Genomic DNA, 24,006 nt, shown 5'->3' with positions numbered 1-24,006 from the left:
CCGCGGTCGCGGCCACCCCCCTCTCGTTCAGCCGTCGCTCAGCCCTGCGCCGCGTCCTCCGCGTGCAGGCTCATCGGCCCATAGATCTTGTTCGCGTCCTCGAAGAGCGACACCTGGTCGGCGCCGCCCTCGGCGAGCTCTTTCCAGTACTCGCCGACCCACGACTCCGCGTCCCCCTGAGTCGTGAACTCCTCGGGCGTCAGTGCGGGCTGGACCTCAGTCCCGTCCGCCTTCTCGAACCGCCACGTCCATGCCGCCATGCCAGCCTCCCGATGGTCCGACAGCTCTGTGAAGCCGCTTGAAGCCTAGCCGGGCGAGCGTCGCTCGCGCTGACGCGGGAGGATCTTCCTGTGGAACTGACTCTGCTCGGCACCGGTGACCCCGAAGGCCTGCCCCGCCCCGGCTGCCCCTGCGCGGCCTGCGCGACCGCGCTCGGCGGCGCCCCGCGCGCCGCCACCGCACTCCTGGTGGACGGCGTCCTGCTGCTCGACCTCACCCCTGGCGCCGTCTTCGCGGCCGCCCGCTCCGGGCACTCGCTCGGCGGCGTACGCCAGGTTCTGCTCTCCCACCCGCACGACGGCCCCTCGGTGGAGGTACCGGCAGGGCTTCCGCAGCCGGGCCGGGTGCCCGACGGGCGGGAGCTCGCGCTGCTCACCGGGCACCGGGTGCGCGCGGTGGCGATGGACCACCCCGGCACGGGGTACGAGGTGGTGGGTCCCGACGGGCAGCGGCTGCTGTACCTGCCGCCGGACGGTGCGCCCGCCGGGCTCTTGGACGAGCAGCCCGCGTACGACATGGTCCTCGCGGACGTCGTGGGGCGCCCCGACGCGCTCGCGCGGCTGCGGGCGAGCGGCGCCGTCGGACCGGCCACGGACGTCATCGCCGTCCACCTGGGCCATGAGGCGCCGCCGGGCGCCGAGCTGACCCGCAGGCTGGCGGCCGCCGGTGCGCGGGCCGTGCCGGACGGGACGACGCTGGTGGTCGGCGCCTACGAGGACGTGCCGGACGTGCCCCGGCGCACGCTCGTCCTGGGCGGGGCGCGGTCGGGGAAGTCGGTGGAGGCCGAGCGGCGCCTGGAGGCGTTCCCCGAGGTGCTGTACGTGGCCACGGGCGGGACCAGGAACGGCGACTCCGAGTGGGCCGACCGGGTGAGCGCCCACCGTGAGCGGCGGCCCGGTTCGTGGAGCACCGCCGAGACCTGCGACCTCGTGCCGCTGCTCGCCGAGGACGGCCCTCCCCTGCTCATCGACTGCCTGTCGCTGTGGCTGACGTACGCCATGGACGAGGTGAACGCGTGGGACGACGACGAATGGGCGGGCGGCGGCGAGCGGGCGCTGCGCAAGCGGGTCGCCGAGCTCACGGACGCGGTGCGCGCGACCCGGCGCACGCTCGTCGCCGTGTCGAACGAGGTCGGCTCCGGCATCGTCCCGGCGACCGCGTCGGGCCGCCGCTACCGCGATGAACTGGGCCGTCTGAACACGGCGTTCGCCTCGCAGTGCGAGCACGTGCTGCTGGTCGTGGCGGGCCAGGCGCTCACCCTGCGGGGCTGAGCCGGGGCCGCACGCGTCGCGCCTCACCAGCCGGGCTCACGCGTCGGGGTTGCGCCTCGCGACGACCCGGCAGGCGTTGGCGAACCGGGTGCGGCTGACCAGCGGGGCGAGGATCCGGTCGGCCAGGGCCGCGGCGGCGAGGAGCGGGGCCGCGACGCGGGCCGTGGCCCGGATCCGGCCGAGCGCGAAGGCGAGGCCCGCGGTCAGGTCGAACGGAATGTGCGGCTCGCGCCGCTCGGTGGCCACGACCGTGTAGCCGAGGCTCTCGAGATCGCGGCACAGGGCGTCGAGCGGGATGCGGTGGTAGGGCTCCGGGCGCAGCCACCCCTTGCCGAGGAGTTTGGCGTACCGGCTCTCCGGTACGGGCACCTCGATCATCAGATGGCCGCCGGGCCGCAACACCGTGCGGGCGGCGATGAGTTCGATGCGCGGATCGGCGCTGCGCTCCAGGTAGTGGAACATGCTCAGCGCGTCGTAGCGTCCCGCGAGCCTGGGCGCCAGGTCGGCGAGGAGCCCCTGGTGCGCCTCCTCCACGCGCCCGGCCCTGCGGCCCTCCGCGACCCGCTCGGTGAGGTCGAGGCCGTCGAAGGCGGTGTACGGGTGCACCTGCTGGGCGACGGCGGGGAAGTGCCCGAGCCCGGTGTCGATGTCCAGCCAGCTCTCGGGCTCGATGAAACGGCCCATCGCTCGGGCCCGTGCCCGGTGGCGGCGGGTGGAGTGCGGGACGGCGAAGATCTTCTCGGCCTGGGCGGCGGCGGCCTGAGCGGCGTCCATGGGCGTGGCAGGCTCCTCTGTCGGGCGGTGCGAGCGGTGCGAGCGATACGAGCGGTGCTCATGCGAGTAACACGACAACCCGCCCCAAACGGTACGTAAAGGATCTTCGACACCGGCGCAGCGACACTGACGCAACGTCATCGGCGCAGCGGCACCGCGGAGGTGCCGCGCCTCCCGCTTCCGGGCCGTGCGAACCGAGGTCAGGCCCTGCCGGTACTGTTCGGCGAATGAGCTCGCTGAATCTCGACGACTTCACCGACCTGATCGAGCGGCCCGACGGCGGGGTGCGCCGCGACGCCGAGGAGCGCAGGGAACGGCAGAGCGTGCCGCCCGGGGCGCTCGGCCGCCTGGACGAGCTGAGCGAATGGCTCTCCGCGGCCCAGTCCTCGGTGCCGGTCAAGCCGATCGAGCGCCCCCGCGTGATCCTCTTCGCGGGTGATCACGGGGTCGCCGGGCTCGACGTGTCCGCGCGGCCCGCGGGCAGTGCGGCCGATCTCGTGCGCGCCGTGCTCTCGGGGGCGAGCCCCGTCGCCGTCCTCGCGCGCCGCCTCGACGTGCCCGTCCGGGTCGTCGACGTGGCCCTGGACTGCGACCCGGCCGAGCTGCCCAAGGAAGTGGCGGGGCACCGGGTGCGGCGCGGCTCCGGGCGCGTGGACATCGAGGACGCGCTGTCGGCCGAAGAGGCCGAGGCGGCGGTGCGGGCCGGGATGGCCGTCGCCGACGAGGAGGCGGACTCAGGGACCGACCTGGTCGTGCTCGGCGACGTGAGCGTCGGCGGCACGACGCCCGCGGCGACGCTGGTCGCCGCCCTGTGCGGGACCGACGCGTCCGTGGTGACCGGGGGCGGCGGCTCGCCGATCGACGACCTGGCCTGGATGCGCAAGTGCGCGGCGGTCCGGGACTCGCTGCGGCGGGCCCGGCCCGTACTCGGGGACCAGCTCGAACTGCTCGCGACGGTGGGCGGCGCGGACATCGCCGCCATGACCGGGTTCCTGTTGCAGTGTGCGGTGCGGCGTACGCCGGTGATCCTGGACGGGGTCGTGGCGTCGGCGGCGGCGCTCGTGGCCCAGCGGGTGGCCTTCCGGGCGCCGGACTGGTGGCTCGCGGGACACAACAGCGGGGAGCCCGCGCAGGCCAAGGCCCTGGACCGGATGGCGCTCGACCCCGTCCTCGAACAGGGCGTGCAGGTGGGCGAGGGCCTGGGGGCGCTGCTCGCGCTGCCGTTGGTGCGGGCGGCGGCGGCGCTCTCCGCCGAGCTGCCGGAGCGCACGCCGGAGCCGGAGGCCGAAGCCGACCCCGAGGCCGCCCCCGAGGACAAGCCCGAGGACAACCCCGAGGACAAGCCCGAAGCGGAGTAGGCGGCGCGGCTGGTCACAGCCGAGGGTGACCCGGCACGCCCCATATGATCCCTTTTCATGGGAGATGAGCAATCTGCTGCCGGGCGCCGTCAGCGTCTCGCCGCGGCCTTCAGTGTCTGGTACCTCCGCGCCGTCACCTTCATCAACTTTCTGAGCGCGGTCTGGGTCTCCCTGGGGCAGGATCTGCGGCGGCACAACACCGAGAACTACTTCACGCCGTATCTGCTCACCGCGGGCTTCGCCTCCGGCGCGTTCACGATGTTCCTGGCGATCACGATGCGCCGCCGCAAACGCGCCGCCTGGATTCTCAACCTCGTACTCAGTGGGCTCTTTCTGCTCCTCTTCGCGTTCGCGATGGTCTTCCCGGAGATCCGCCGGTACGCGCAGAACTGGATCTCCCTCGTCCTGACCGCCGCGTTCGTCGCCTCGCTGATCGTGGGGCGGCGGGAGTTCTACGCCAAGGGCGACCGCTCCAATCCCAAGCTCGCCGCCGCCGTCGCCGTCGGCGGGCTCCTGGTGACCTCGCTGATCGCCGCGTTCCTGGTCACCGTGACCAACCGCGCGCACGACGACTTCCGTTCGACCTTCCTCGACCGCTGGCGCTACGGCACGATGCGCCTGGTCTCGCTGGCCGCCGACGACACACGCTTCGAGGGCATCACCACGCCCGGCTGGGTCAACGTCACCATCAACGTGCTCAGCACGCTTCTCCTCCTCGCCGTCCTGTACGCCGCGTTCCGCTCGCGCAAGGCGGTCGACCCGCTCACCGAGGACGACGAGCACAAGCTGCACGAACTGCTCGACAAGTACGGCGAGCGCGACTCGCTCGGCTACTTCGCGCTGCGCCGCGAGAAGAGCGTCGTGTGGTCGCCGAGCGGCAAGGCGGCGGTCGCCTACCGGGTCATCGGCGGCGTGTCGCTGGCCTCCGGCGACCCGATCGGGGACCCGGAGGCCTGGCCCGGCGCCATCGAGCCCTGGCTCGCCGACGCCCGCGAGCACGGCTGGCTCCCCGCCGTGATGGGCGCGAGCGAGGAGGCGGGCACGATCTACGCCCGGCACGGCCTCGACGCCCTTGAGCTGGGCGACGAAGCCATCGTCGAGACCGCCGAGTTCACGCTTCAGGGCCGGGCCATGCGGACGGTCCGCCAGGCGTACAACCGGGTCGAGCGGGCCGGCTACCAGGTGCGGATCCGCCGCCACGAGGACATCCCGGCCGACGAGATGGCGTACCTGCTCAAGCGGGCCGACGACTGGCGCGACGGGGCCACCGAGCGCGGCTTCTCCATGGCGCTCGGGCGGCTCGGCGACCCGGAGGACGGGCGGTGCGTGATGCTCGAGTGCAGCGACGGGGACGGCGAGTTGAGAGCGGTGCTCTCCTTCGTGCCGTGGGGGCCGCACGGGCTCTCCCTCGACCTGATGCGGCGTGACCGCGACTCCGAGAACGGCCTGATGGAGTTCATGGTCATCGAACTCCTCCAGCGCGCCGCCGAGATCAAGATCACTCAGGTGTCGCTGAACTTCGCGATGTTCAGGTCGGTCTTCGAACGTGGCTCGCGGCTCGGCGCGGGCCCGGTCCTGCGGCTGTGGCGCTCGCTGCTCACCTTCTTCTCGCGGTGGTGGCAGATCGAATCGCTCTACCGCGCCAACGCGAAGTACCGCCCGATCTGGGAGCCGCGCTTCCTTCTCTTCGAGAAGAGCGGCGACCTGCCGCGCATCGGCATCGCGTCGGCCCGCGCGGAGGGCTTCCTGGAAGCCCCGGGCCTGCCGAAGTTGCTGCACCGCAAGCACCTGGAGTCCCGACGATGAGATCCACGGCCACGGGCCGCGCGGCCCGCGCGGCGCGTGCCGAATGGGGGCCGCTGTACGCCGCCGTGCGCGCGGGCGTCGCCGAGCGGCGGTGGCGGGCGGCGCCGATGACGCTGGCCGCCGTCTGTCTGACGGCCCTCCTCCAGTTCACCCAGAACCAGCCCTGGGGCTACCAGTTCGTGCAGAACATCGGCTCCGTACGGGCCGAGGACCCCCTCCCGCCGGCCCTGCTCCGCACCCCGCTCTCGCTCTTCGTACCGGCGCTCGACCTGCCCGTCTGGGGCGCGCTCGCGCAGATCCTGCTGGTGTTCGGCATCGCGGAGATCTGTATCGGCTGGTGGCGCACGCTCGTCGTCGGCTATGTGGCCACCCTCGCGGGCACGCTCTACGCGCGCGTGGGCATCGAGTGGGGTCCCGGCAGCCCGCTGGGGCTGCCCGCCTCCGACGCGCAGGTGGTCGACACCGGTCCGTCCGCCGCGGTGGTCGGCCTCGCGGTCTACGTGTGCTGGCGCTACCGGGCGTGGTTCACGGCGGGGCTCGTGATCGCCGTGATGGCCGGTGAGGTGCTGGTCAAGGACAACCTCGCGGGCAGGGAGCATCTGGCGGCGATCGCGGCGGCCCTCGTGCTGTGCGCCTGCTCGGCGGTGCTTCAGCGGCGTGGGCGCGAGCGGGTCGGTTCCGGGTCGGGCTTGCCGCCGATCAGATCCTGAAACGTGCGGCGGGGGCCCGTCCAGCGGCGGTCGTGGTGGAAGACGCGCAGGCCGGCGCGGGCGCGGGCGCGGGGCCGGTTGCGGTAGAAGCGCCTGGCCCATGCCGATCCCGGGCGGGCGAGGCGGATCGCGCCCACCATCGCGACCAGCGGGATCACCATGCCGATCAGGGCCGTCCGCAGCTTGCCCTTGGCCAGGGCGACCAGGGCGAAGCAGCAGTTGACGGCGATGTTCAGGGCGAGGCCCGCGCGGTTGCCGCGCTCCTCGGGCGTCAGGTCGTTCACGCCGAAGGGTGTGAAGCCGGTGAGCACGAGCACCACCAGGGCCGCGGTCAGCATCACCACCTCGACGCTCTTGCGGCCCTGTTCGCTCCAGTAGACGTCGTCGAGGTAGAGGATCAGCGCGAACTCGTCGAGTACGAGACCTGCGCCGATGCCGAAGATGACCGCCGCGAACATCGAGGCGAGGCTGTGCCTGCCCGCCGCGACCGCCCAGAAGCCGCCCACGAGCATGAGGAAGATGCCGGGCACCACGTGGTGGATGTGGACGTCTCCCGAACTGATGTTCCTAAAGGGGCCCTTGCCGGCCCGGATGAGGCGCGTGATGGTTCTCGTGACGAGGAAGCAGCCCACGAAGGAGAGCAGGGCCAGGAGGAGCGGCAGCTTCCCCGGCTCCACGATGTTCCGGTACCACCAGTCGGCCATGGGGCCATCCTGCGACGCCGTCCAGCGTCACGCAGGGCGAGAAGGGCCTGCGGGGTAATCTTCCGCGGTGCCTCGAACCTCCCCCGCCGACGCCCTCCGCTTCGCCTTCGGCACGCTCACCGCGCTCCCGGTCAAGGTCACCCGCTGGGACCGTGCAGCCGCCCGCGGCGGCATGCTCTGCGCCCCCCTGGCCGGGCTCGTCATCGGCCTCTGCGCCGCCGCGCTCGGCACCGCGCTCATGGCCCTCGGGGCAGGCCCGCTCCTCGCCGCCACCGCGACCGCCGCAACGCCCGCCGCCCTGACCCGCGGCCTCCACCTCGACGGCCTCGCCGACACCGCCGACGGCCTCGGCAGCGCCAAACCCGCCGACCAGGCGCTGCGGATCATGAAGCAGTCGGACGTCGGCCCCTTCGGCGTCATCACGCTGCTCTTCACCCTGCTCGCCCAGGTGGCCGTCCTCTTCCAACTGTACGAAGCCTCCTGGACCCGGGGCGCGCTCGCCGCGGTCGTCTCGGCCGCCGCCGCCCGCCTCGCCCTCACCCTGGCCGCCCGCAACGGCGTCCCGCCGGCCCGCCCGGAAGGTCTCGGGGCCGCGGTGGCCGGGACGGTTTCCCAGCGGGCCGCGCTGCTCACGGCGGCGCTCGTCACCGTTGTGGCCGCGCTCGCCGCCGTGCCTTTCGGGGCGTACGAGGCCGTGCGGTACGCGGCGGCCGTGGTGCTCGCGGTGGGCGCCGCCGAGCTGCTCCTGCGGCACTGCGTCCGCCGTTTCGGAGGCATCACCGGGGACGTCTTCGGGGCGCTCGCCGAGACCGCCGCCACGGCCGCCCTGGTCGTCCTGGCCCTCGGCTGAGCCACGTCGCCGTACGCGCCTTTGAAACATAAATGCGGCGCCACGTACGGATGAATCTCTTCCGACACGATCGAATGGGCGCGACGCGCGTAGGCTCATGTTCGGTGCCTTTCCGGCCCGTTCTAGGCTGGCGCCGGGCGGGTCGACCCACCCCATCGGCCAAGGAACTCTACGGAAGCGAGAATTCACCACCGTGACTGCTCTGACTCTCAGCACTGCCGCCGCGTCCGGCCTCCGTGCCGACGCGCTCGTCGTCGGCGTCGCGAAGGGCGCCAAGGGTCCGGTCGTCGCGCCGGGCGCCGAAGCCGTGGACAAGGCCTTTGACGGCAAGCTCGCGGCCGTCCTCGAGACCCTCGGCGCCACAGGCGGCGAGGGCGAGGTGACCAAGCTGCCCGCGCCTTCCGGCTTCAAGACGCCGGTCGTCCTCGCGGTCGGCCTCGGCACGGTGCCGGAGAAGGACGAGACGTACGGCACCGACGCCCTGCGCCGCGCCGCCGGCAGCGCCGCACGTGCCCTGTCCGGCTCCAAGAAGGCCGCGTTCGCGCTGCCCGCCGAGGACGCCGGCGACACCGGCGCGATCGCCGAGGGCGCGCTGCTCGGCGCGTACTCGTTCGACGCGTACAAGGAAAATGGTTCCTCCAAGGGCAAGAACGGCAAGGACGCCAAGGGTCCGCTCGCCGAGATCGCCCTGCTGGGCGGCAAGCCCCGCGACAAGGCGTACAAGGCCGCCGTCGAGCGCGCCATCGCCGTGGCCGAGGAGCTCAACCGCGCCCGCGACCTCATCAACACCCCGCCGAACGACCTGAACCCCGAGGCCTTCGCCGCGGTCGCCGCCGCGGCCGCCAAGGAGCACGGCATCAAGGTGCAGGTCCTGGACGAGAAGGCGCTCACCAAGGGCGGCTTCGGCGGCATCCTCGGCGTCGGCGTCGGCTCGGACGCCCCGCCGCGCCTGGTCAAGCTCTCGTACACGTCGTCCAAGGCGAAGAAGCACCTCGCCTTCGTCGGCAAGGGCATCACGTACGACTCGGGCGGCATCTCGCTGAAGCCCGCCGGTCACAACGAGACGATGAAGTGCGACATGGCCGGTGCCGCGGCCGTCTTCGCCGCCGTCGTCTCCGCCGCGCGCCTGGGCCTCGAAGTGAACGTCACCGGCTGGCTGGCGCTCGCCGAGAACATGCCGTCGGGCTCGGCGACCCGCCCCGGCGACGTCCTGCGCATGTACAGCGGCAAGACCGTCGAGGTGCTCAACACCGACGCCGAGGGCCGTCTGGTCCTGGCCGACGCGATCGCCAAGGCCTCCGAGGACAATCCCGACGCGATCGTCGACGTGGCGACGCTGACCGGCGCCATGATGGTGGCGCTCGGCAGCCGCACCTTCGGCATCATGGCCAACGACGACGCGTTCCGCGCCGCGATCCACGACGCCTCCGAGGAGGCGGGCGAGCCCTCCTGGCCGATGCCGCTGCCCGAGCACCTCCTGAAGGGCATGGACTCCCCCACCGCCGACATCGCCAACATGGGCGAGCGCATGGGCGGCGGCCTGGTGGCCGGTCTCTTCCTGAAGGAGTTCGTCGGCGAGGGCATCACCTGGGCGCACCTGGACATCGCGGGTCCGGCCTTCAACGAGGGCGGCCCGTTCGGCTACACGCCCAAGGGCGGCACCGGCACCGCGGTCCGCACCCTGGTCCGCCTGGCGGAGCGCACCGCCGCGGGCGACCTCGGCTGATCTTCGTACGCAGGCCGGGGCCCGGACGTCCAGATGTCCGGGCCCCGTCTGCGTCCGTCCGATTTCGCCCTCGACGAAATCCGTACGTTCATACGCCTGAGCAAGGCCTGGACGTGGCGAATCAGACGTCTCACAGCCCGGCCCGCCGTCCCGCCTTCCGCCGACAAGTGCGAAGATGGGTTCTCGGCAGGACAGGGCCCCCACCACAGGGCCGAAACAAGAGCGGCCGATACCAGCCGACCGACCGGTCGTCCCCCGAGAAAAGGGGTCCGGCGTACGGCGCACATGCATGGAGGACGTGACGTGGCGAACGACGCCAGCACCGTTTTCGACCTAGTGATCCTCGGCGGCGGTAGCGGCGGTTACGCCGCGGCACTGCGCGCGTCGCAGCTGGGCCTGGACGTCGCCCTGATCGAGAAGGGCAAGGTCGGCGGCACCTGCCTGCACAACGGCTGCATCCCGACGAAGGCGCTGCTGCACGCCGGCGAGATCGCCGACCAGGCTCGCGAAGCCGATCAGTTCGGCGTGAAGGCCACCTTCGAGGGCATCGACATGGCGGCCGTCCACAAGTACAAGGACGACGTGATCTCCGGCCTCTACAAGGGCCTGCAGGGACTCATCGCCTCGCGCAAGGTGACGTACATCGAGGGCGAGGGCAAGCTTTCGTCCCCGACCTCCGTGGACGTGAACGGCCAGCGCGTCCAGGGCCGCCACGTGCTCCTGGCGACCGGCTCCGTGCCGAAGTCGCTGCCGGGCCTGGAGATCGACGGCAACCGCATCATCTCCTCGGACCACGCGCTCACCCTGGACCGCGTGCCGAAGTCCGCGATCATCCTGGGCGGCGGCGTCATCGGCGTCGAGTTCGCCTCGGCGTGGAAGTCCTTCGGGTCCGAGGTGACCGTCGTCGAGGGCCTCAAGCACCTCGTGCCGGTCGAGGACGAGAACTCCTCGAAGCTTCTTGAGCGCGCGTTCCGCAAGCGCGGCATCAAGTTCAACCTCGGCACCTTCTTCGAGAAGGCCGAGTACACGCAGGACGGCGTCCGCGTGACCCTCGCCGACGGCAAGACCTTCGACGCCGAGGTGCTGCTCGTCGCCATCGGCCGCGGCCCGGTCTCCCAGGGCCTCGGCTACGAGGAGCAGGGCGTCGCGATGGACCGCGGCTACGTCCTGGCCGACGAGTACATGCAGACCAACGTCCCGACCATCTCGGCTGTGGGCGACCTGGTGCCGACCCTCCAGCTCGCGCACGTCGGCTTCGCCGAGGGCATCCTGGTGGCGGAGCGCCTGGCCGGTCTCAAGACCGTCCCGATCGACTACGACGGCGTGCCGAAGGTGACGTACTGCCACCCCGAGGTCGCCTCCGTGGGCATCACCGAGGCCAAGGCCAAGGAGATCTACGGCGCGGACAAGGTCGTCGCCCTCAAGTACAGCCTGGCGGGCAACGGCAAGAGCAAGATCCTCAAGACCGCGGGCGAGATCAAGCTCGTCCAGGTCAAGGACGGTGCCGTGGTCGGCGTCCACATGGTCGGCGACCGCATGGGCGAGCAGGTCGGCGAAGCCCAGCTGATCTACAACTGGGAAGCGCTGCCCGCCGAGGTCGCCCAGCTCATCCACGCCCACCCGACGCAGAACGAGGCGATGGGCGAGGCTCACCTGGCCCTCGCGGGCAAGCCTCTCCACTCCCACGACTGACCCTTCAGTTATCGGGCGCGACGACCAGACTTCCGCAATTTTCGTAAGGAGCAACTGAAACCATGGCGGTTTCCGTATCCCTTCCGGCGCTCGGCGAGAGCGTCACCGAGGGCACTGTCACCCGTTGGCTGAAGGCCGAGGGCGAGCGCGTCGAGGCCGACGAGCCGTTGCTCGAGGTCTCGACCGACAAGGTCGACACCGAGATCCCCTCCCCTGCCGCCGGCATCCTGGCCTCCATCAAGGTCGCCGAGGACGAGACCGTCGAGGTCGGCGCCGAGCTGGCCGTCATCGACGACGGCAGCGGCGCACCCGCGGCCGAGTCCGCTCCGGCCGCCGAGCCCGCGCAGGAGGAGGCTCCGGCCCCCGCCGCCGAGGCCCCCGCGGCTCCGGCTCCCGCCGCCGAGGAGCCTGCCGCCCCGGCAGCCCCGGCCGGTGGCGCCTCCGGTACCGACGTCACGCTGCCCGCACTGGGCGAGTCGGTCACCGAGGGCACCGTCACCCGTTGGCTGAAGGAGGTCGGCGAGGAGGTCGCGGAGGACGAGCCCCTGCTCGAGGTCTCCACGGACAAGGTCGACACCGAAATCCCCTCCCCGGTCGCGGGCGTGCTGCTCGAGATCGTCGTGGGCGAGGACGAGACCGCCGAGGTGGGCGCCAAGCTCGCCGTCGTCGGCGCTCCCGGTGCCGCTCCGGCCGCTGCCGCTCCGGCTGCCCCGGCCGCTCCGGCCGCCGAGAAGCCCGCTCCGGCCGCCCCTGCGGCTCCGGCTCCCGAGCCCGCTGCCCCGGCCGCGCCCGCCGCTGCCGCTCCGGCTCCGGCCCAGCCCGCGGCTCCGGCCGCGCCGGCCGCGCCCGCCCCGGCGCAGCCCGCCGCTCCGGCTCCGTCGGCGCCTGCCGCACCGGCTGCCCCGGCCTCCCCGTCGGACGACGGCGCGTACGTCACGCCGCTGGTCCGCAAGCTGGCCAACGAGCACGGCGTGAGCCTGTCGGACGTCAAGGGCACCGGCGTCGGTGGCCGCATCCGCAAGCAGGACGTCATCGCGGCCGCCGAGGCCAAGGAGACCGCTCCGGCTCCGGCCGCCGCTGGTTCTGCCGGGGGCCCTGCCGCTTCGAAGGCCCCGTCCATCGAGGCGTCCCCGCTGCGCGGCCAGACGGTCAAGATGACCCGCATGCGCAAGGTCATCGGCGACAACATGATGAAGGCGCTGCACTCGCAGGCCCAGCTGACCTCGGTCGTCGAGGTCGACATCACGAAGCTGATGAAGCTGCGCGCCAAGGCGAAGGACTCGTTCGCGGCTCGCGAGGGCGTCAAGCTCTCCCCGATGCCGTTCTTCGTCAAGGCCGCCGCCCAGGCGCTGAAGGCCCACCCGGTCGTCAACGCCCGGATCAACGACGACGAAGGCACCATCACGTACTTCGACTCGGAGAACATCGGCATCGCCGTTGACGCCGAGAAGGGTCTGATGACGCCGGTCATCAAGGGTGCGGGCGACCTGAACATCGCCGGTATCTCCAAGAAGACCGCCGAGCTGGCCGGCAAGGCCCGTGGCGGTGGCCTCACCCCGGACGACATGTCCGGCGCCACCTTCACGGTCTCCAACACCGGCTCGCGCGGTGCCCTGTTCGACACGGTCATCGTGCCGCCGAACCAGGCCGCCATCCTCGGCATCGGTGCCACGGTCAAGCGCCCGGTCGTCATCAACCACCCGGACCTCGGTGAGACCATCGCGATCCGTGACATGACGTACCTCTCGCTCTCCTACGACCACCGTCTGGTGGACGGCGCGGACGCCGCCCGCTACCTGACCACGGTCAAGGCGATCCTTGAGGCCGGCGAGTTCGAGGTCGAGCTCGGCCTGTAGTCCTGCGGCCCCAGGGCTGTAAGACTCGTCTCATCAGCACGTACGCCCCCGTTCGGAGGTTTCCGAGCGGGGGCGTCGCCGTATTGTCTAGGGGTCACCACGCCCTGGGGCGCTGCCCCCGCCGGAGGAGCCCACATGACCGCGCCCGTCGTTCACTCGCTGCGCGAACAGATCCGCGAGCACATCGTGGAGGGGATCGTCAGCGGGCGCTGGCAGCCGGGCGAGCGGATCGTGGAGCGGCGGATCGCCGTGGAGCTGGAGGTCTCGCAGACACCCGTACGGGAAGCCCTGCGGGAGCTGGAGACGCTGCGGCTCATCGAGTCCGCTCCCAACAAGGGCGTGCGTGTACGGAACTTGACCGCGGCGGACCTGGAGGAGAGCTACCCCGTCCGCGCGGGCCTTGAGGCCATCGCCGCCGAGCTCGCGGCCGGGAGCCTGGCCGAGGACTGCTCGGCCCTGGAGCCCCATGTCGCCGCCCTGTACGAGGCGGACCGCGCCGCCGACGGCACCTCGCAGGTGCGGCACACGGTCGGTTTCCACCGGGAGCTGGTGCGGGCCGCGAACAACTCCGTTCTGCTGCACACCTGGGAGGGCCTGGGCATCGAGGTCTTCACCGCCCTCTCGATCCGGTGGCTCGGGACGGTGCAGCAGTCGTACGCGGAGGAGCACGAGGCGCTCGTGTCCGCCTTCCGGAGCCGGGATCCCGCGATCGCGGAGCTGGTGAAGGCCCATGTGCTGGGCTGCGCGCCGCGTCCCTGACGTGCGCCCGCCGGGTCGCGCTCATCCGTGGGCGAGCCGCTCATACGTGCTCTCACCTGCGCTGATGCTTGCTCGATCCTTGCTCGATCCTTCGATTTGAAGGCACCGCGTGCCCGCATCAATGGCACCGGATGCCTACTTTCTGAATATGAAGGAGTTTTCGCCTTCAACCCTTTGATCGATCATCGATCACGGAGTTACAGTCTTCGACGGGGTTGTGGCGGAGCCGCACAAACGAATCCGTACCAGAGCCTCACGCCCTGTCCTGCCAAAGACTTCGGGCACCCCCACCCCTTACCGAACAGGGGACCCCCTCCGACTCAGGAAGGCGGCGACATGACCGACCCCTCCGCAATCCAGCCGAGCGAGCTCGACCAGCTCCCGGACCGCGACCCCGAGGAGACCGCCGAATGGCAGGCCTCTCTGGACGCCGTTACCCAGGCGGCCGGGCCGCACCGTGCCGCGTATCTGATGCGACGCACGCTGGAGCGCGCCGAGGGCGCGGGCCTGGCGCTGCCCAAGCTCCTTGAGACCGATTACGTCAACACCATCCCCACCTCCGCCGAGCCGGCCGTCGAGGGCGACGAGGCGCTGGAGCAGCGGATCGCCGCGTGGAACCGCTGGAACGCGGCCGCGATGGTGACCCGGGGCAGCAAGCACGGCGTCGGTGGCCACATCGCCACCTTCGCCTCCGCCGCCTGGCTGTACGAGACCGGCTTCAACCACTTCTTCAAGGGCAAGGAGGGGGACGGCTCCGGCGACCAGCTCTACATCCAGGGACACGCCTCCCCCGGCATCTACGCCCGCGCCTTCCTCGACGGCCGTCTGAACGAGGCGCAGCTCGACAACTTCCGCCAGGAGGCGGGTGGCAACGGTCTGCCGTCCTACCCGCACCCGCGCCGCCTGCCCTGGCTCTGGGAGTTCCCGACCGTCTCCATGGGCCTCGGCCCGCTGTCGGCGATCTACCAGGCGCGCTTCAACCGCTACCTGACCAACCGCGGCATCAAGGACGTCTCCCCCTCGCACGTGTGGGCGTTCCTCGGTGACGGCGAGATGGACGAGCCCGAGTCGACGGCAGCCCTCGCGCTCGCCGCGCGTGAGGGTCTCGACAACCTCACGTACGTCATCAACTGCAACCTGCAGCGCCTCGACGGCCCGGTCCGCGCCAACTTCCGCGTGGTGCAGGAGCTGGAGGCCCAGTTCCGCGGCGCCGGCTGGAACGTCATCAAGGTCCTGTGGGGCAACGCCTGGGACGAGCTGTTCCAGCTCGACACCACGGGCGCGCTCGTCCGCCGCCTCCGTGAGGTGCCGGACGCGCAGTTCCAGACGTACGCCACGCGTGACGCCGCCTACATCCGCGAGCACTTCTTCGGCGCCGAGCCCGCGCTCGTCGAGCTGGGCAAGCTGCTGAGCGACGACAAGATCAGCGAGTGTTTCCACCTCTCGCGCGGCGGCCACGAGGCCCGCAAGGTCTACGCGGCCTACCGTGCGGCGCTCACCCACAAGGGCGCGCCGACCGTGATCCTGGCGCAGACGGTCAAGGGCTTCACGCTGGGCAAGGGCTTCGAGTCCAAGAACGCCAACCACCAGATGAAGAAGCTCACGGTGGACGAGTTCAAGGACATGCGCGACCTCCTCGAGCTGCCGATCTCCGACAGCGACTTCGTCGACGGCCAGGTGCCCTACGGCCACCCGGGCGCCGACTCCCCCGAGGTCCGCTACCTCCAGGAGCGCCGCGCCGCCCTCGGCGGTCCGGCCCCGGCCCGTCGCACGCAGCCGCTCGCGCCGCTGCCCGCCCCGGCCGACAAGTCGTTCGCCGCGTTCGACAAGGGCTCGGGCTCGCAGTCGATGGCGACGACGATGGCCTTCGTACGCCTGGTCAAGGACCTGATCCGCGACAAGGAGACCGGCAAGCGCTGGGTGCCGATCGTCCCCGACGAGGCGCGCACGTTCGGCATGGAGTCGCTCTTCCCCTCGCTCGGCATCTACTCGCCCAAGGGCCAGACGTACGAGCCGGTCGACCGCGACCAGCTGATGTACTACCGCGAGGCCAAGGACGGCCAGATCCTCAACGAGGGGATCACCGAGGCCGGTTCGATGGCGGACTTCATCGCCGCGTCGTCGTCGTACGCGACGCACGGCGAGGCCATGATCCCGTTCTACATCTTCTACTCGATGTTCGGCTGGCAGCGCACGGCCGACCAGATGTGGCAGCTCGGCGACCAGCTCGGCCGTGGCTTCCTCGTCGGCGCCACCGCCGGTCGTACGACGCTGACGGGTGAGGGCCTGCAGCACGCGGACGGCCACTCTCCGGTGATCGCCGCGACGAACCCCGCCGCCATGTCGTACGACCCCGCGTTCGCCTACGAGGTCGCGGCGATCGTCAAGGACGGTCTGCGCCGGATGTACGGCGAGGCGGCCCCCGGTGAGGACCAGAACGTCTTCTACTACCTCACCGTCTACAACGAGCCGATGCCGCAGCCCGCGAAGCCCGCGGGTGTGGACGAGGGCATCGTGCGCGGTCTCTACCGCTTCAACACCGCCGAGACGGCGGGTCACTCCCCCGCCGCGAACGCCTCGCGCATCCAGCTGATCGGTTCGGGTACGGCCATCCACTGGACCCTCTCCGCGCAGAAGATGCTCGCCGAGGAGTGGGGGGTGGCCGCCGACGTGTGGTCCGCGACCTCCTGGACCGAGCTGCGCCGCGACGCCCTGGAGGCGGACGAGGCGATCTTGCGCGGCGAGGAGCGCACTCCCTACGTACGTTCGGCTCTTGAGGGTGCGCAGGGTCCCGTCCTTGCCGTCTCCGACTACATGCGGCAGGTTCCCGACCAGATCGCGCAGTGGGTCGAGCAGGACTACTCGTCGCTCGGCGCGGACGGGTTCGGTATCTCGGACACGCGTGACGCGGCGCGGCGCCACTTCGGCATCGACGCCGAGTCCATCGTCGTGGCCGCGCTCGCGCAGCTCGCCCGCCGCGGTGAGGTGCCCGCTTCCGCGGTGAAGGAGGCTCGGGCCAAGTACGGTCTGTAGCCTTCGGCCTGATGTGGGTACGGGTCTCTGCCGTTCTGGCAGGGGCCCGTTCCCGTGTGCGGGTGCGCTTCTTGTTCCGCCCCGCTTCGCGGCGGATGCTTTCCCGCCCGCCCACCCATTACTGGTAGCGGTCAGCCATTCTGTGTGCCGCCTGTGCGAATCGCTCCCTGAGCGTCGCCGGCGCCAGGACCTCCGCCTCCGGGCCCAGTGACATGAGCTGGGTGTACGCGACCATTTCGTTCTCCACGGCGAGGGTGAGCGTCACCCGGCCCTCGTCGTCCGGGGGGCTCGCGCTCTCCATCGCCTCGCGCGTCGACGCGGAGTCGGTGGCGTACGGGAGCTGTCGTACGCCTGCCTCCGAGAGGCGCAGCACGACCTCGGAGCGCAGGATCGCCCGCGCGAACTGCGCGGCCCGTTCCTCCCAGAAGCCCGGCAGGTCGAACTCCTCGTCGCGTACGAAGCGGTCCTCGCCCGCGGCGATCGCGGTGAAGCGGTCGATGCGGTACACCCGGAACGAAGCCGTGTCGGGAACCCGGGCGCACAGATACCAGACACCCGCCTTGAGCACGAGGCCGTAGGGCTCCAACTCCCTTTCCACCTCGGTGTCCTGGCGGCGGTAGCGGGCGATGACGCGGCGGTCGTCCCACACCGCGTCCGCCAGCGGGGGCAGCAGTTCGGGCGCCGGTGTCTCCTGGAACCAGCCGGGGGCGTCCAGGTGGAACCGCTGCGAGGCGTTCTGCGAGGCGTCGCGCAAGGAGGGCATCAGGGCCGCGGACACCTTGAGACGGGCCGCGGAGGAGGCGTCCTCCAGGCCCATCTCCCGCAGCGCGCCCGGCACTCCGGACAGGAACAGCGCCTCCGCCTCGCTGCGGCCGAGGCCGGTGAGACGGGTGCGGTAGCCGCCGATGAGGCGGTAGCCGCCGGTCCGCCCGCGGTCGGCGTACACCGGGACGCCCGCCTCCGAAAGGGCCTGGGCGTCCCGCGTGATGGTCCGCTCGGACACTTCGAGCTCGCCCGCGAGCTCGGCTGCGGTCATGGAGGGGCGGGCCTGGAGCAGAAGCACCATCTTGATCAGGCGGGCAGCGCGCATCCCCCCATGATGCCGCCCGCCGGGGGGCACCTGCGCGACTCGGGGTGACTAGCGGTAACCCGTGACGTCCGCGGGCTTGCCCTTCTGCTCGACCTCCGCGATGTACCGCCAGGCGTCCGGCGCCGTACCGTCGACGTCCGTGAAGCCGTACTCCTTGGCGAGACCGCCGCTGGAGAGCGACTTCCCGTTCCAGCGGGCCACTTCGGGGTCGGAGGCAAGCGCGACCAGGGCCCGGCCGACGAAGGTGGGGGTCTCGGAGATGGCGAAGTGCGGGTTCTGCTCGCAGCCGTCCTGCCAGTTCTCCTCGGTCACGCTGAAGGCCGTGTCGAGCATGAACTCGGAGCGCAGCCAGCCGGGGGACAGACAGAGCGCCGTGCAGCCGTACTCCTTGAGCTCCTCGGCGAGACCCCATGCCATCCGCAGCGGGGCCGACTTCGCGAGGTCGTAGTAGAAGGGCTTGCGGTAGTTGGGGCCGTTGTACTCCTCGGTCCCGTCGGTGACCTCGACGACCAGGCTGCCGGGGTTCTTGATGAGCAGCGGGAGCGCGTACCGGCTGGTGACGATGTGGGTCTCGATGCCCAGGCGCATCAGGCGCAGCCCCTTGTCGAGGTCGTGCTCCCACATCTTCTTGTCCCACTCGACGTGGACGTCGCCGCCCCAGATGTCGTTGACCAGGATGTCCAGACGGCCCTGCTCCCGGTCGATCCGCTCGACGAGGGCCTCCACCTGATCGGGCTCCAGATGATCGGTCGGTACGGCGATTCCGGTGCCCGCTCCGCCCGCCTCCCGGCCCGCGGCGGTGACCAGCTCCGCGGTCTCCTCGATGGTCTCCGTGGTGCGGCCGACCTCGCTGGTGTGCGCGCGGGTCGTGCGCCCCGTCGCGTAGACGGTGGCTCCGGCGCGGCCGAGCTCCACGGCCATGGCCCGGCCCGCGCCTCGGGTGGCACCGGCGACGAGGGCGATCTTCCCGGTCAGTGACTGGGCGATCGCCGGGGTGCTGTCCATGTCATTTCCCTCCGTGCTCTCCTTGTGCTCCATGTTCTGGAGGCTGCCACTCAATACCGACACCTGCTGTCGGGTTTTCCATGGGCATGTGCACGCATAACGAGACAGCCGCATCCGCCGCACTCCGCGTGCGTACCCACCCCCCAGGACCGATGCTTGTCCCGTGATGGACGAGACGGAGTTCTGGGAGATCGTGGACCGCACCCGCGTGGCCGCCGAGGGCGACCCCGAGGACCACGCCGACCTGCTCACCGAGAAGCTGCTCGAGCTCGAACCGGACATGGTGCTCGACTTCGCCCGTCACTTCGAGGCCCGCTACAACCGTGCGTACCGCTGGGATCTGTGGGGAGCTGCCTGGGTCCTCCTCGGCGGTGCGAGCGACGATGCCTTCGACTACTTCCGCTGCTGGCTGATCGGTCAGGGCCGTGAGGTCTTCGAGGGAGCCCTGCACGACCCCGACTCGCTCGCGGATCTCCTCGACGACTTCGACGAGGAGATCGACGGCGACGGCGAGGAGCTCGGCTTCGCGGCGGACGAGGCCTACGAGCAGCTCACCGGCGTCGTCACCCCCGACCTCGGCATCGCTCCCGCCCCTCAGGAACCGGAGGGGACATCGCCCGACTTCGAGGACGAGGCGGCGATGGCCCGGCGCTACCCCAAGCTCTGGGAACGCTTCGGCGAAGTCGACTGAACCGAGGCACGGCTGAACCGAGGCACGGCTGAACCAAGGCATGGCTGAGCCAAGGCACGGCTGACCGGTGCACGGCCGTCACACCCACGATCACCCCCACGATCACCCCCTCTACCGTCCCCCACCGGCTCTCTGCCGGTGCTGCAGCCGTGCGGCCTTCTCCCTGATCGCGGGGAGCGCGGCCGTCAGGGCCGCCCCCGGGCAGTGCGTGTAGTACCCGTCGTTGTGCCCGGACACCGCGCTGAAGCGTCCGCTCGTCCCCGCCGGGTACTTGCTGAGGCTGTGCGAGGAGACCAGCCGCACCGTGGAGCGCGGGTCCACGTCCGAGAGCCCGAGCTTCCACGCGGCCAGCGCCGCCACGGCATCGGTCATCGCCCGGGGAACGGGGACCCCGGCCGTGAACGTCCCGATCGCCGCGATCCCCACCGACCCCTGGTTGAAGCCCTGCGTGTGCGCCCCGACCACGGCCCGTTCGATACCGCCCGCCCGCCCTTCGTAGACGGTCCCGCACCGGTCGACGAGGAAGTTGTAGCCGATGTCGTCCCAGTGCTTGCCCTCGGTCTGACCCGTGTAGAGATAGCGGATGATGCGCGGGGCGTCGGCGCAGTCGTAGCCGTTCGGCGAGTCCGTGTGGTGCACGAACACCGCCCGGACCCGGTCGGCATACCGGATCGGCGGCTTGCGCACCGCACCTTCGAGCCACTTGGAGCGCGGCACGATGCGAGGCTGCGCGGCGGAATGCTTCACGGCCCGCCGCCCGTCGGCCGCCCGCCCCTGCTCCTGCGAGGCCCCCTCGCCGTCCCCCGCGCGCAGCGCGCCCATCAGCAGGAGCCCTACGGCCGCGACACCGAGCACGCAGCACAGCGCCACACGCACCGCGGTCGGCACGCGCGCCGCGGAGACCCCACGGAAGACACGCATGGTCCGACTCTCCGACCCGCCCGCACCCCCCGCGATCCACGCTCCGCCATTCGACTGAACGTCAGAAGTGGGTGCCGCCGTCGACCCGGACCTCGGTGCCGGTGATGAACTTGCCGTCCTGCGAGCCGAGCAGGGCGACCACCGAGGCCACGGACTCCGGTCCCGCGAAGCCCTGGCCGATGGCAGGGGCCAGCTTCAGGAAGAGGCTCATGTCGGCGTCCTCGGGCAGGCCGGGGCCGACGCTCTGCTTGCTGGCGCCGCTGCCGTCGGTCATGCCGCTGGATATGGAGCCGGGCTGGACGGAGTTGAAGCGGATGCCCTGCTTGCCGTACTCGGCGGCCAGCGCGTGCGTCATGGACTGGATGCCGCCCTTGCTCGCCGCGTACGCCGCCATGTACGGGTGGGCGAACGCCGCGGAGGTGGAGCTGAAGTTGATGACGGCGGCGTCGTCTCCTTCGAGCAGCGCGGGGATCGCCTCGCGGATCACCAGGAACGTGCCCACCAGGTTGACCTGGATGACGCGGTTGAAGGAATCCAGGCTGGTCTCGTGCGTGTGCGAGGAGCGGAGCACGCCCGCCGCGTTCACCAGGACTTCCAGGCCGCCGAGGGCGGTGACGGCGGCGGCGACGCCCTCGCGGACCGAGGCCTCGTCCGCGATGTCGACCGCGAGGGTGGTGAGGCGGCCGGCCGCAGCGCCCGCCTTCTCGGCGGTGTCCTTCAGACCGGCCTCGCTGACGTCGGCGGCCACGACCTTGCCGCCCTCTTCGAGGATCCGGAGGACGGTGGCCTGTCCGATGCCCGAGCCACCGCCGGTGATGAGTGCACGACGGCCTGCGTAGCGGTTCATGAAATGCCTCCGATCAACTCCGGGCTCCCGGATCCGCCCATGGATCCGGCCTTCCCGATCTGATTTCAATGTATGCCTCTCTGGCACGTTTTGCCACGGCGACAATTCATGTATCAGGGTGAGAACCGCGCGTAGGCTGCGACGGTGAGCACCCACTCGTCGCAGTCACCGCAGTCACCGCAGTCACCGCCGCAGTCGCCGCCGCCGTCGCTGACCGAGCGCCGCAAAGCGGCCACCCAGCTCGACATCGCCCGCGCCGCCGCCGAACTCTTCGCCGAGCGCGGCCCGGACGGCACCACGGCCGAGGAGATCGCGGGGCGGGCAGGAGTGGCGCTGCGCACCTTCTACCGGTACTTCCGCAACAAGCAGGACGCGGTCGCGCCGCTCCTCGCCGGAGGCGCCGCCGAGTGGCGGGCCCACCTGGCGGACCTCGACCCGTCCGCCGGAGTGCCGACGGCCCTGGAGCAGTCCGTCGCGGACGCGCTGACCGCGGCGGACGACCGCGCGGCCGAGTCCCTGGAGTGGACCCGCGGCCTGCTGCGCGCCGCTCAGGACGATCCGGCGCTGCGCGCGGTCTGGTACCGCGTCAACCAGGAGTCCGAGGAGCAGCTCGTGCCCGTGCTCGCCCGCCTGGCCGGGGCGGACGCCGACGAGCTGGACGTGCGTCTGGCGGCCGCTGCCGCCACGGACGCCATCCGTCTGGCCCTGGAGACCTGGGCGGCCACGGACGCCCCCACCGAGGGCCCTGGCTCCCCCGCCGTCCTCGCGGTGCGCTGTCTGCGCGAACTGACGGCCGGGCTACGGCTCCTGCACGCCCGGGACGGTGCCGGCTGACGCTCAGCCCCTCCCCTCCCCGCCGAGCGCCCGCTATAGCACCGGATCCACCCGCAGCTCGGGCCCCACGTCCAGCGAGAGCGCCAGCAGCGCCACGTCGTCCCCGACCCCGCCGGAGAACCGCACCAGGTCCCTCCACACCGCGGACGTCAGCGCCGCCGGGTCGTCCAGTACGTCGGCGGCGAGCACCGAAAGACGCTCGACCAGCGGGTAGAAGGCACCGGACGCGTCCCGCGCCTCGGTCACCCCGTCCGTCACCACGAGCAGCCGGTCGCCGGGCTTCAGGCCCACGGTCACCTCTTCGGGCGGCGCGATACCCGCGATCCCCAGGCCGAGCGGGGCGCCCGGCGCCACGTCGAGCTCCTCGACGGCTCCGCCGCGCAGCAGCAGCGGTGGCGGATGACCGCAGGAGACGATCCGCAGCTCGGATGCGTCGCCCCGGAATTCCAGGAGCACGGCGGTGGCGAAGAGTTCGGCGTGCTCGGCCTCCTCGGAGTCGACCACCAGGCGCCGGTCGAGGCGGGCGGCCACCCCCTCCAGGTCGGGCTGGTCGAGCACCGCCTCCCGGAAGGCACCGAGCAGCGCGGCGACGGTCCCGACGGCCGCGAGGCCGTGCCCCTGCACGTCGCCGACCAGCGCCCGTACACCGGAGGGGCCCTTTCGTACGTCGAAGAGATCGCCGCCGACCAGGGTCCCGCCCTGCGCGGCGCGGTAGAGGCCCGCGCAGCGCACCGGGCCCACGCGCGCCGGAAGGGGCGGAAGGACGGCGAACTGGGCCGCCTCGGCGACGGTGCGGACGGTGACGAGCTGGGCGTCGCGCCGACTGCGTACCCAGGCGAACAGGATGCTCAGGAGCGCCACGAAGGCGACCGTCAGGAGATCGCCGTTACCCGGACGGCCGAGCCCGACGTCCGGCAGGGCGAGCAGCAGCACCACGATGCCGCCCAGGAGGGCCGTGGCGGCAGCGCCGTACGACAGCGCGGCCAGCGGTGGCACGGCGGCGAGCAGGAAGCTGAGGTCGATCGTCTCCGGGGTGGCCAGCTGGATGACGCACATCACGGCCAGGAGGACGGGCGGGGGCCAGCGCACCCAACGGGGCCGCGGCGCACCGCGCAGCCAGCCGGGCTCATCCCGGTCCCGCCGACTGGCAGCAGCGACCCTGAACATCGGTGCGCTCCTTCCGGTCGGCCTTCCCACGCTCCTACGCGCGCGTGCCCACCGCACGCCGGGCCGGTCCGTCGGGTGCCGAACCCGGGGCGGCGGTCATGGCGGGCCCTGGAGTGTCAGAGCACGCGTCCCATCAGCACATCGTCCACGTACGAGCCGTCGAGGAAGAACTCGCCCGGCAGCACCCCCTCGACCACGAAGCCCTCGGAGGCGTAGAGCGTCCGGGCCGGAGTGTTGTGGCCGAGCACGCGCAGCGTGATGCGCCGGGCACCCTGGCGGCGGGCCTCCTCCACCGCGGCCCTGACGAGGCCGCGGCCCACTCCCCTGCCGCGCGCCTCGTCCGCCACCGCGAAGCCCAGGATCTGGCGCACGTGGGCGTTGGCGAGGAGGGAGGTGGGGTAACCGAGCCGTATGTAGCCGACCACCACGCCGCTCAGCTCGGCGACCAGGTGGTGGCGGGGGCCGAAGCGGTCGGTGAAGAACGGCGGGTGCGGGGGCCGCGGAGCCGGTTGCACCGCGTGCAGGGTGGACCAAGTGACGCGGTCGATGCGGCCCAGGGCTTCTTCGTCGTCCGGCTGAGCGGTACGTATGAGCGTGTCCGGCATGGGCGTCACTGTACGACGGGCGCCGCAC

General features: G+C 71.6%; 21 protein-coding genes. 12 read left to right on the top strand and 9 right to left on the bottom strand.

The features are described 5' to 3' along the window. Positions 1 to 38 precede the first annotated feature (38 nt). A complete protein-coding gene (locus tag ACFUPX_RS29465) occupies positions 39 to 260 on the bottom strand; it encodes a hypothetical protein (RefSeq protein WP_383329194.1) in 222 nt (73 codons plus the stop codon). Positions 261 to 350: 90 nt separating this feature from the next. Here ACFUPX_RS29465 and ACFUPX_RS29460 point away from each other — a divergent pair, with 90 nt between their 5' ends. Beyond that, positions 351 to 1,550, top strand: a complete 1,200-nt coding sequence (locus ACFUPX_RS29460; protein ID WP_383329191.1) for a bifunctional adenosylcobinamide kinase/adenosylcobinamide-phosphate guanylyltransferase — start codon at positions 351 to 353, stop codon at positions 1,548 to 1,550. 36 nt (positions 1,551 to 1,586) lie between these two features. Here the strand turns inward: ACFUPX_RS29460 and ACFUPX_RS29455 are convergent, their stop codons facing one another. Then, a complete protein-coding gene (locus ACFUPX_RS29455; protein WP_383329188.1) occupies positions 1,587 to 2,324 on the bottom strand; it encodes a class I SAM-dependent methyltransferase in 738 nt (245 codons plus the stop codon). Positions 2,325 to 2,551: 227 nt separating this feature from the next. On the opposite strand from ACFUPX_RS29455, the gene cobT reads away from it, so the two are divergent. From cobT to ACFUPX_RS29440, 3 genes are read left to right on the top strand one after another with little or no spacing between them, the layout of a single operon-like run. Beyond that, a complete protein-coding gene (cobT, locus tag ACFUPX_RS29450; protein ID WP_383329185.1) occupies positions 2,552 to 3,682 on the top strand; it encodes a nicotinate-nucleotide--dimethylbenzimidazole phosphoribosyltransferase in 1,131 nt (376 codons plus the stop codon). A 57-nt stretch (positions 3,683 to 3,739) separates the two neighbouring features. After that, positions 3,740 to 5,488 carry a phosphatidylglycerol lysyltransferase domain-containing protein gene (locus ACFUPX_RS29445; RefSeq protein WP_383329181.1) on the top strand — a complete coding sequence of 583 codons (1,749 nt, stop codon included), beginning with the start codon at positions 3,740 to 3,742 and terminating at the stop codon, positions 5,486 to 5,488. Continuing rightward, positions 5,485 to 6,198 carry a hypothetical protein gene (locus ACFUPX_RS29440; RefSeq protein WP_383329178.1) on the top strand — a complete coding sequence of 238 codons (714 nt, stop codon included), beginning with the start codon at positions 5,485 to 5,487 and terminating at the stop codon, positions 6,196 to 6,198. Before ACFUPX_RS29445 ends, ACFUPX_RS29440 begins: the two co-directional genes overlap by 4 nt. Here ACFUPX_RS29440 and ACFUPX_RS29435 read toward each other — a convergent pair. Then, positions 6,138 to 6,902 (bottom strand): hypothetical protein, encoded by a 765-nt coding sequence (locus tag ACFUPX_RS29435; RefSeq protein ID WP_383329176.1) that lies wholly within the window; start codon positions 6,900 to 6,902, stop codon positions 6,138 to 6,140. The genes ACFUPX_RS29440 and ACFUPX_RS29435 overlap by 61 nt on opposite strands. A 67-nt stretch (positions 6,903 to 6,969) precedes the next feature. Between ACFUPX_RS29435 and ACFUPX_RS29430 the strand changes: the two genes are divergently transcribed. The 6 genes from ACFUPX_RS29430 to aceE all read left to right on the top strand — a co-directional run bounded on the left by ACFUPX_RS29430 (position 6,970) and on the right by aceE (position 16,818). Beyond that, a complete protein-coding gene (locus tag ACFUPX_RS29430) occupies positions 6,970 to 7,752 on the top strand; it encodes an adenosylcobinamide-GDP ribazoletransferase (protein WP_383329173.1) in 783 nt (260 codons plus the stop codon). Between the two features lie 193 nt (positions 7,753 to 7,945). Then, positions 7,946 to 9,478, top strand: a complete 1,533-nt coding sequence (locus ACFUPX_RS29425; protein WP_383329170.1) for a leucyl aminopeptidase — start codon at positions 7,946 to 7,948, stop codon at positions 9,476 to 9,478. Positions 9,479 to 9,781: 303 nt separating this feature from the next. Further along, positions 9,782 to 11,170: a dihydrolipoyl dehydrogenase gene (gene lpdA, locus ACFUPX_RS29420; RefSeq protein ID WP_383329168.1), complete on the top strand. Its 1,389-nt coding sequence runs from the start codon at positions 9,782 to 9,784 to the stop codon at positions 11,168 to 11,170. Between the two features lie 62 nt (positions 11,171 to 11,232). After that, positions 11,233 to 13,026 carry a 2-oxoglutarate dehydrogenase, E2 component, dihydrolipoamide succinyltransferase gene (gene sucB / locus ACFUPX_RS29415; RefSeq protein WP_383329165.1) on the top strand — a complete coding sequence of 598 codons (1,794 nt, stop codon included), beginning with the start codon at positions 11,233 to 11,235 and terminating at the stop codon, positions 13,024 to 13,026. Between the two features lie 135 nt (positions 13,027 to 13,161). Beyond that, a complete protein-coding gene (locus ACFUPX_RS29410) occupies positions 13,162 to 13,785 on the top strand; it encodes a GntR family transcriptional regulator (RefSeq protein ID WP_383329162.1) in 624 nt (207 codons plus the stop codon). Positions 13,786 to 14,121: 336 nt separating this feature from the next. Further along, positions 14,122 to 16,818, top strand: coding sequence for a pyruvate dehydrogenase (acetyl-transferring), homodimeric type (gene aceE / locus ACFUPX_RS29405; RefSeq protein WP_383329159.1), 2,697 nt, complete (start codon positions 14,122 to 14,124; stop codon positions 16,816 to 16,818). A gap of 118 nt (positions 16,819 to 16,936) precedes the next feature. Here the strand turns inward: aceE and ACFUPX_RS29400 are convergent, their stop codons facing one another. Both ACFUPX_RS29400 and ACFUPX_RS29395 read right to left on the bottom strand, forming a co-directional pair. Further along, positions 16,937 to 17,908 carry a helix-turn-helix transcriptional regulator gene (locus ACFUPX_RS29400; RefSeq protein WP_383329156.1) on the bottom strand — a complete coding sequence of 324 codons (972 nt, stop codon included), beginning with the start codon at positions 17,906 to 17,908 and terminating at the stop codon, positions 16,937 to 16,939. Positions 17,909 to 17,956: 48 nt separating this feature from the next. Continuing rightward, entirely contained in the window at positions 17,957 to 18,913 is a 957-nt protein-coding gene (locus tag ACFUPX_RS29395) for an SDR family oxidoreductase (RefSeq protein ID WP_383329153.1), read from the bottom strand. Between the two features lie 166 nt (positions 18,914 to 19,079). Here ACFUPX_RS29395 and ACFUPX_RS29390 point away from each other — a divergent pair, with 166 nt between their 5' ends. Beyond that, positions 19,080 to 19,604, top strand: coding sequence for a DUF4240 domain-containing protein (locus ACFUPX_RS29390; protein WP_383329196.1), 525 nt, complete (start codon positions 19,080 to 19,082; stop codon positions 19,602 to 19,604). Between the two features lie 111 nt (positions 19,605 to 19,715). On the opposite strand, the gene ACFUPX_RS29385 is transcribed toward ACFUPX_RS29390, so the two are convergent. Beyond that, positions 19,716 to 20,525 carry a peptidoglycan recognition protein gene (locus ACFUPX_RS29385; protein WP_383329150.1) on the bottom strand — a complete coding sequence of 270 codons (810 nt, stop codon included), beginning with the start codon at positions 20,523 to 20,525 and terminating at the stop codon, positions 19,716 to 19,718. A 61-nt stretch (positions 20,526 to 20,586) separates the two neighbouring features. Continuing rightward, positions 20,587 to 21,372, bottom strand: a complete 786-nt coding sequence (locus ACFUPX_RS29380; RefSeq protein ID WP_383329147.1) for an SDR family NAD(P)-dependent oxidoreductase — start codon at positions 21,370 to 21,372, stop codon at positions 20,587 to 20,589. A 144-nt stretch (positions 21,373 to 21,516) separates the two neighbouring features. Between ACFUPX_RS29380 and ACFUPX_RS29375 the strand changes: the two genes are divergently transcribed. Further along, a complete protein-coding gene (locus ACFUPX_RS29375) occupies positions 21,517 to 22,206 on the top strand; it encodes a TetR family transcriptional regulator (RefSeq protein ID WP_383329144.1) in 690 nt (229 codons plus the stop codon). 33 nt (positions 22,207 to 22,239) lie between these two features. Here the strand turns inward: ACFUPX_RS29375 and ACFUPX_RS29370 are convergent, their stop codons facing one another. Beyond that, entirely contained in the window at positions 22,240 to 23,373 is a 1,134-nt protein-coding gene (locus tag ACFUPX_RS29370; RefSeq protein WP_383329141.1) for a PP2C family protein-serine/threonine phosphatase, read from the bottom strand. A gap of 116 nt (positions 23,374 to 23,489) precedes the next feature. Beyond that, positions 23,490 to 23,978, bottom strand: coding sequence for a GNAT family N-acetyltransferase (locus ACFUPX_RS29365; protein ID WP_383329138.1), 489 nt, complete (start codon positions 23,976 to 23,978; stop codon positions 23,490 to 23,492). Between the last annotated feature and the right edge of the window lie 28 nt (positions 23,979 to 24,006).

This window comes from Streptomyces sp. NPDC057302 (genome assembly GCF_042667685.1).
Lineage (GTDB): Bacteria > Actinomycetota > Actinomycetes > Streptomycetales > Streptomycetaceae > Streptomyces.
Note: the sequence above shows the minus strand (reverse complement) of the source record. Positions and strands in the feature narration are given on the sequence as shown.

Bases quoted from the DNA above. Each gene is read 5' to 3' on its own strand.
- ACFUPX_RS29445 (WP_383329181.1), top strand. From the start codon at position 3,740: ATGGGAGATGAGCAATCTGCTGCCGGGCGCCGTCAGCGTCTCGCCGCG.
- ACFUPX_RS29390 (WP_383329196.1), top strand. From the start codon at position 19,080: ATGGACGAGACGGAGTTCTGGGAGATCGTGGACCGCACCCGCGTGGCC.
- ACFUPX_RS29395 (WP_383329153.1), bottom strand. From the start codon at position 18,913: ATGGACAGCACCCCGGCGATCGCCCAGTCACTGACCGGGAAGATCGCC.
- ACFUPX_RS29455 (WP_383329188.1), bottom strand. From the start codon at position 2,324: ATGGACGCCGCTCAGGCCGCCGCCGCCCAGGCCGAGAAGATCTTCGCC.
- ACFUPX_RS29440 (WP_383329178.1), top strand. From the start codon at position 5,485: ATGAGATCCACGGCCACGGGCCGCGCGGCCCGCGCGGCGCGTGCCGAA.
- ACFUPX_RS29465 (WP_383329194.1), bottom strand. From the start codon at position 260: ATGGCGGCATGGACGTGGCGGTTCGAGAAGGCGGACGGGACTGAGGTC.
- aceE (WP_383329159.1), top strand. From the start codon at position 14,122: ATGACCGACCCCTCCGCAATCCAGCCGAGCGAGCTCGACCAGCTCCCG.
- ACFUPX_RS29365 (WP_383329138.1), bottom strand. From the start codon at position 23,978: ATGCCGGACACGCTCATACGTACCGCTCAGCCGGACGACGAAGAAGCC.
- sucB (WP_383329165.1), top strand. From the start codon at position 11,233: ATGGCGGTTTCCGTATCCCTTCCGGCGCTCGGCGAGAGCGTCACCGAG.
- ACFUPX_RS29410 (WP_383329162.1), top strand. From the start codon at position 13,162: ATGACCGCGCCCGTCGTTCACTCGCTGCGCGAACAGATCCGCGAGCAC.
- ACFUPX_RS29435 (WP_383329176.1), bottom strand. From the start codon at position 6,902: ATGGCCGACTGGTGGTACCGGAACATCGTGGAGCCGGGGAAGCTGCCG.
- ACFUPX_RS29380 (WP_383329147.1), bottom strand. From the start codon at position 21,372: ATGAACCGCTACGCAGGCCGTCGTGCACTCATCACCGGCGGTGGCTCG.
- ACFUPX_RS29400 (WP_383329156.1), bottom strand. From the start codon at position 17,908: ATGCGCGCTGCCCGCCTGATCAAGATGGTGCTTCTGCTCCAGGCCCGC.
- cobT (WP_383329185.1), top strand. From the start codon at position 2,552: ATGAGCTCGCTGAATCTCGACGACTTCACCGACCTGATCGAGCGGCCC.
- ACFUPX_RS29370 (WP_383329141.1), bottom strand. From the start codon at position 23,373: ATGTTCAGGGTCGCTGCTGCCAGTCGGCGGGACCGGGATGAGCCCGGC.
- ACFUPX_RS29385 (WP_383329150.1), bottom strand. From the start codon at position 20,525: ATGCGTGTCTTCCGTGGGGTCTCCGCGGCGCGCGTGCCGACCGCGGTG.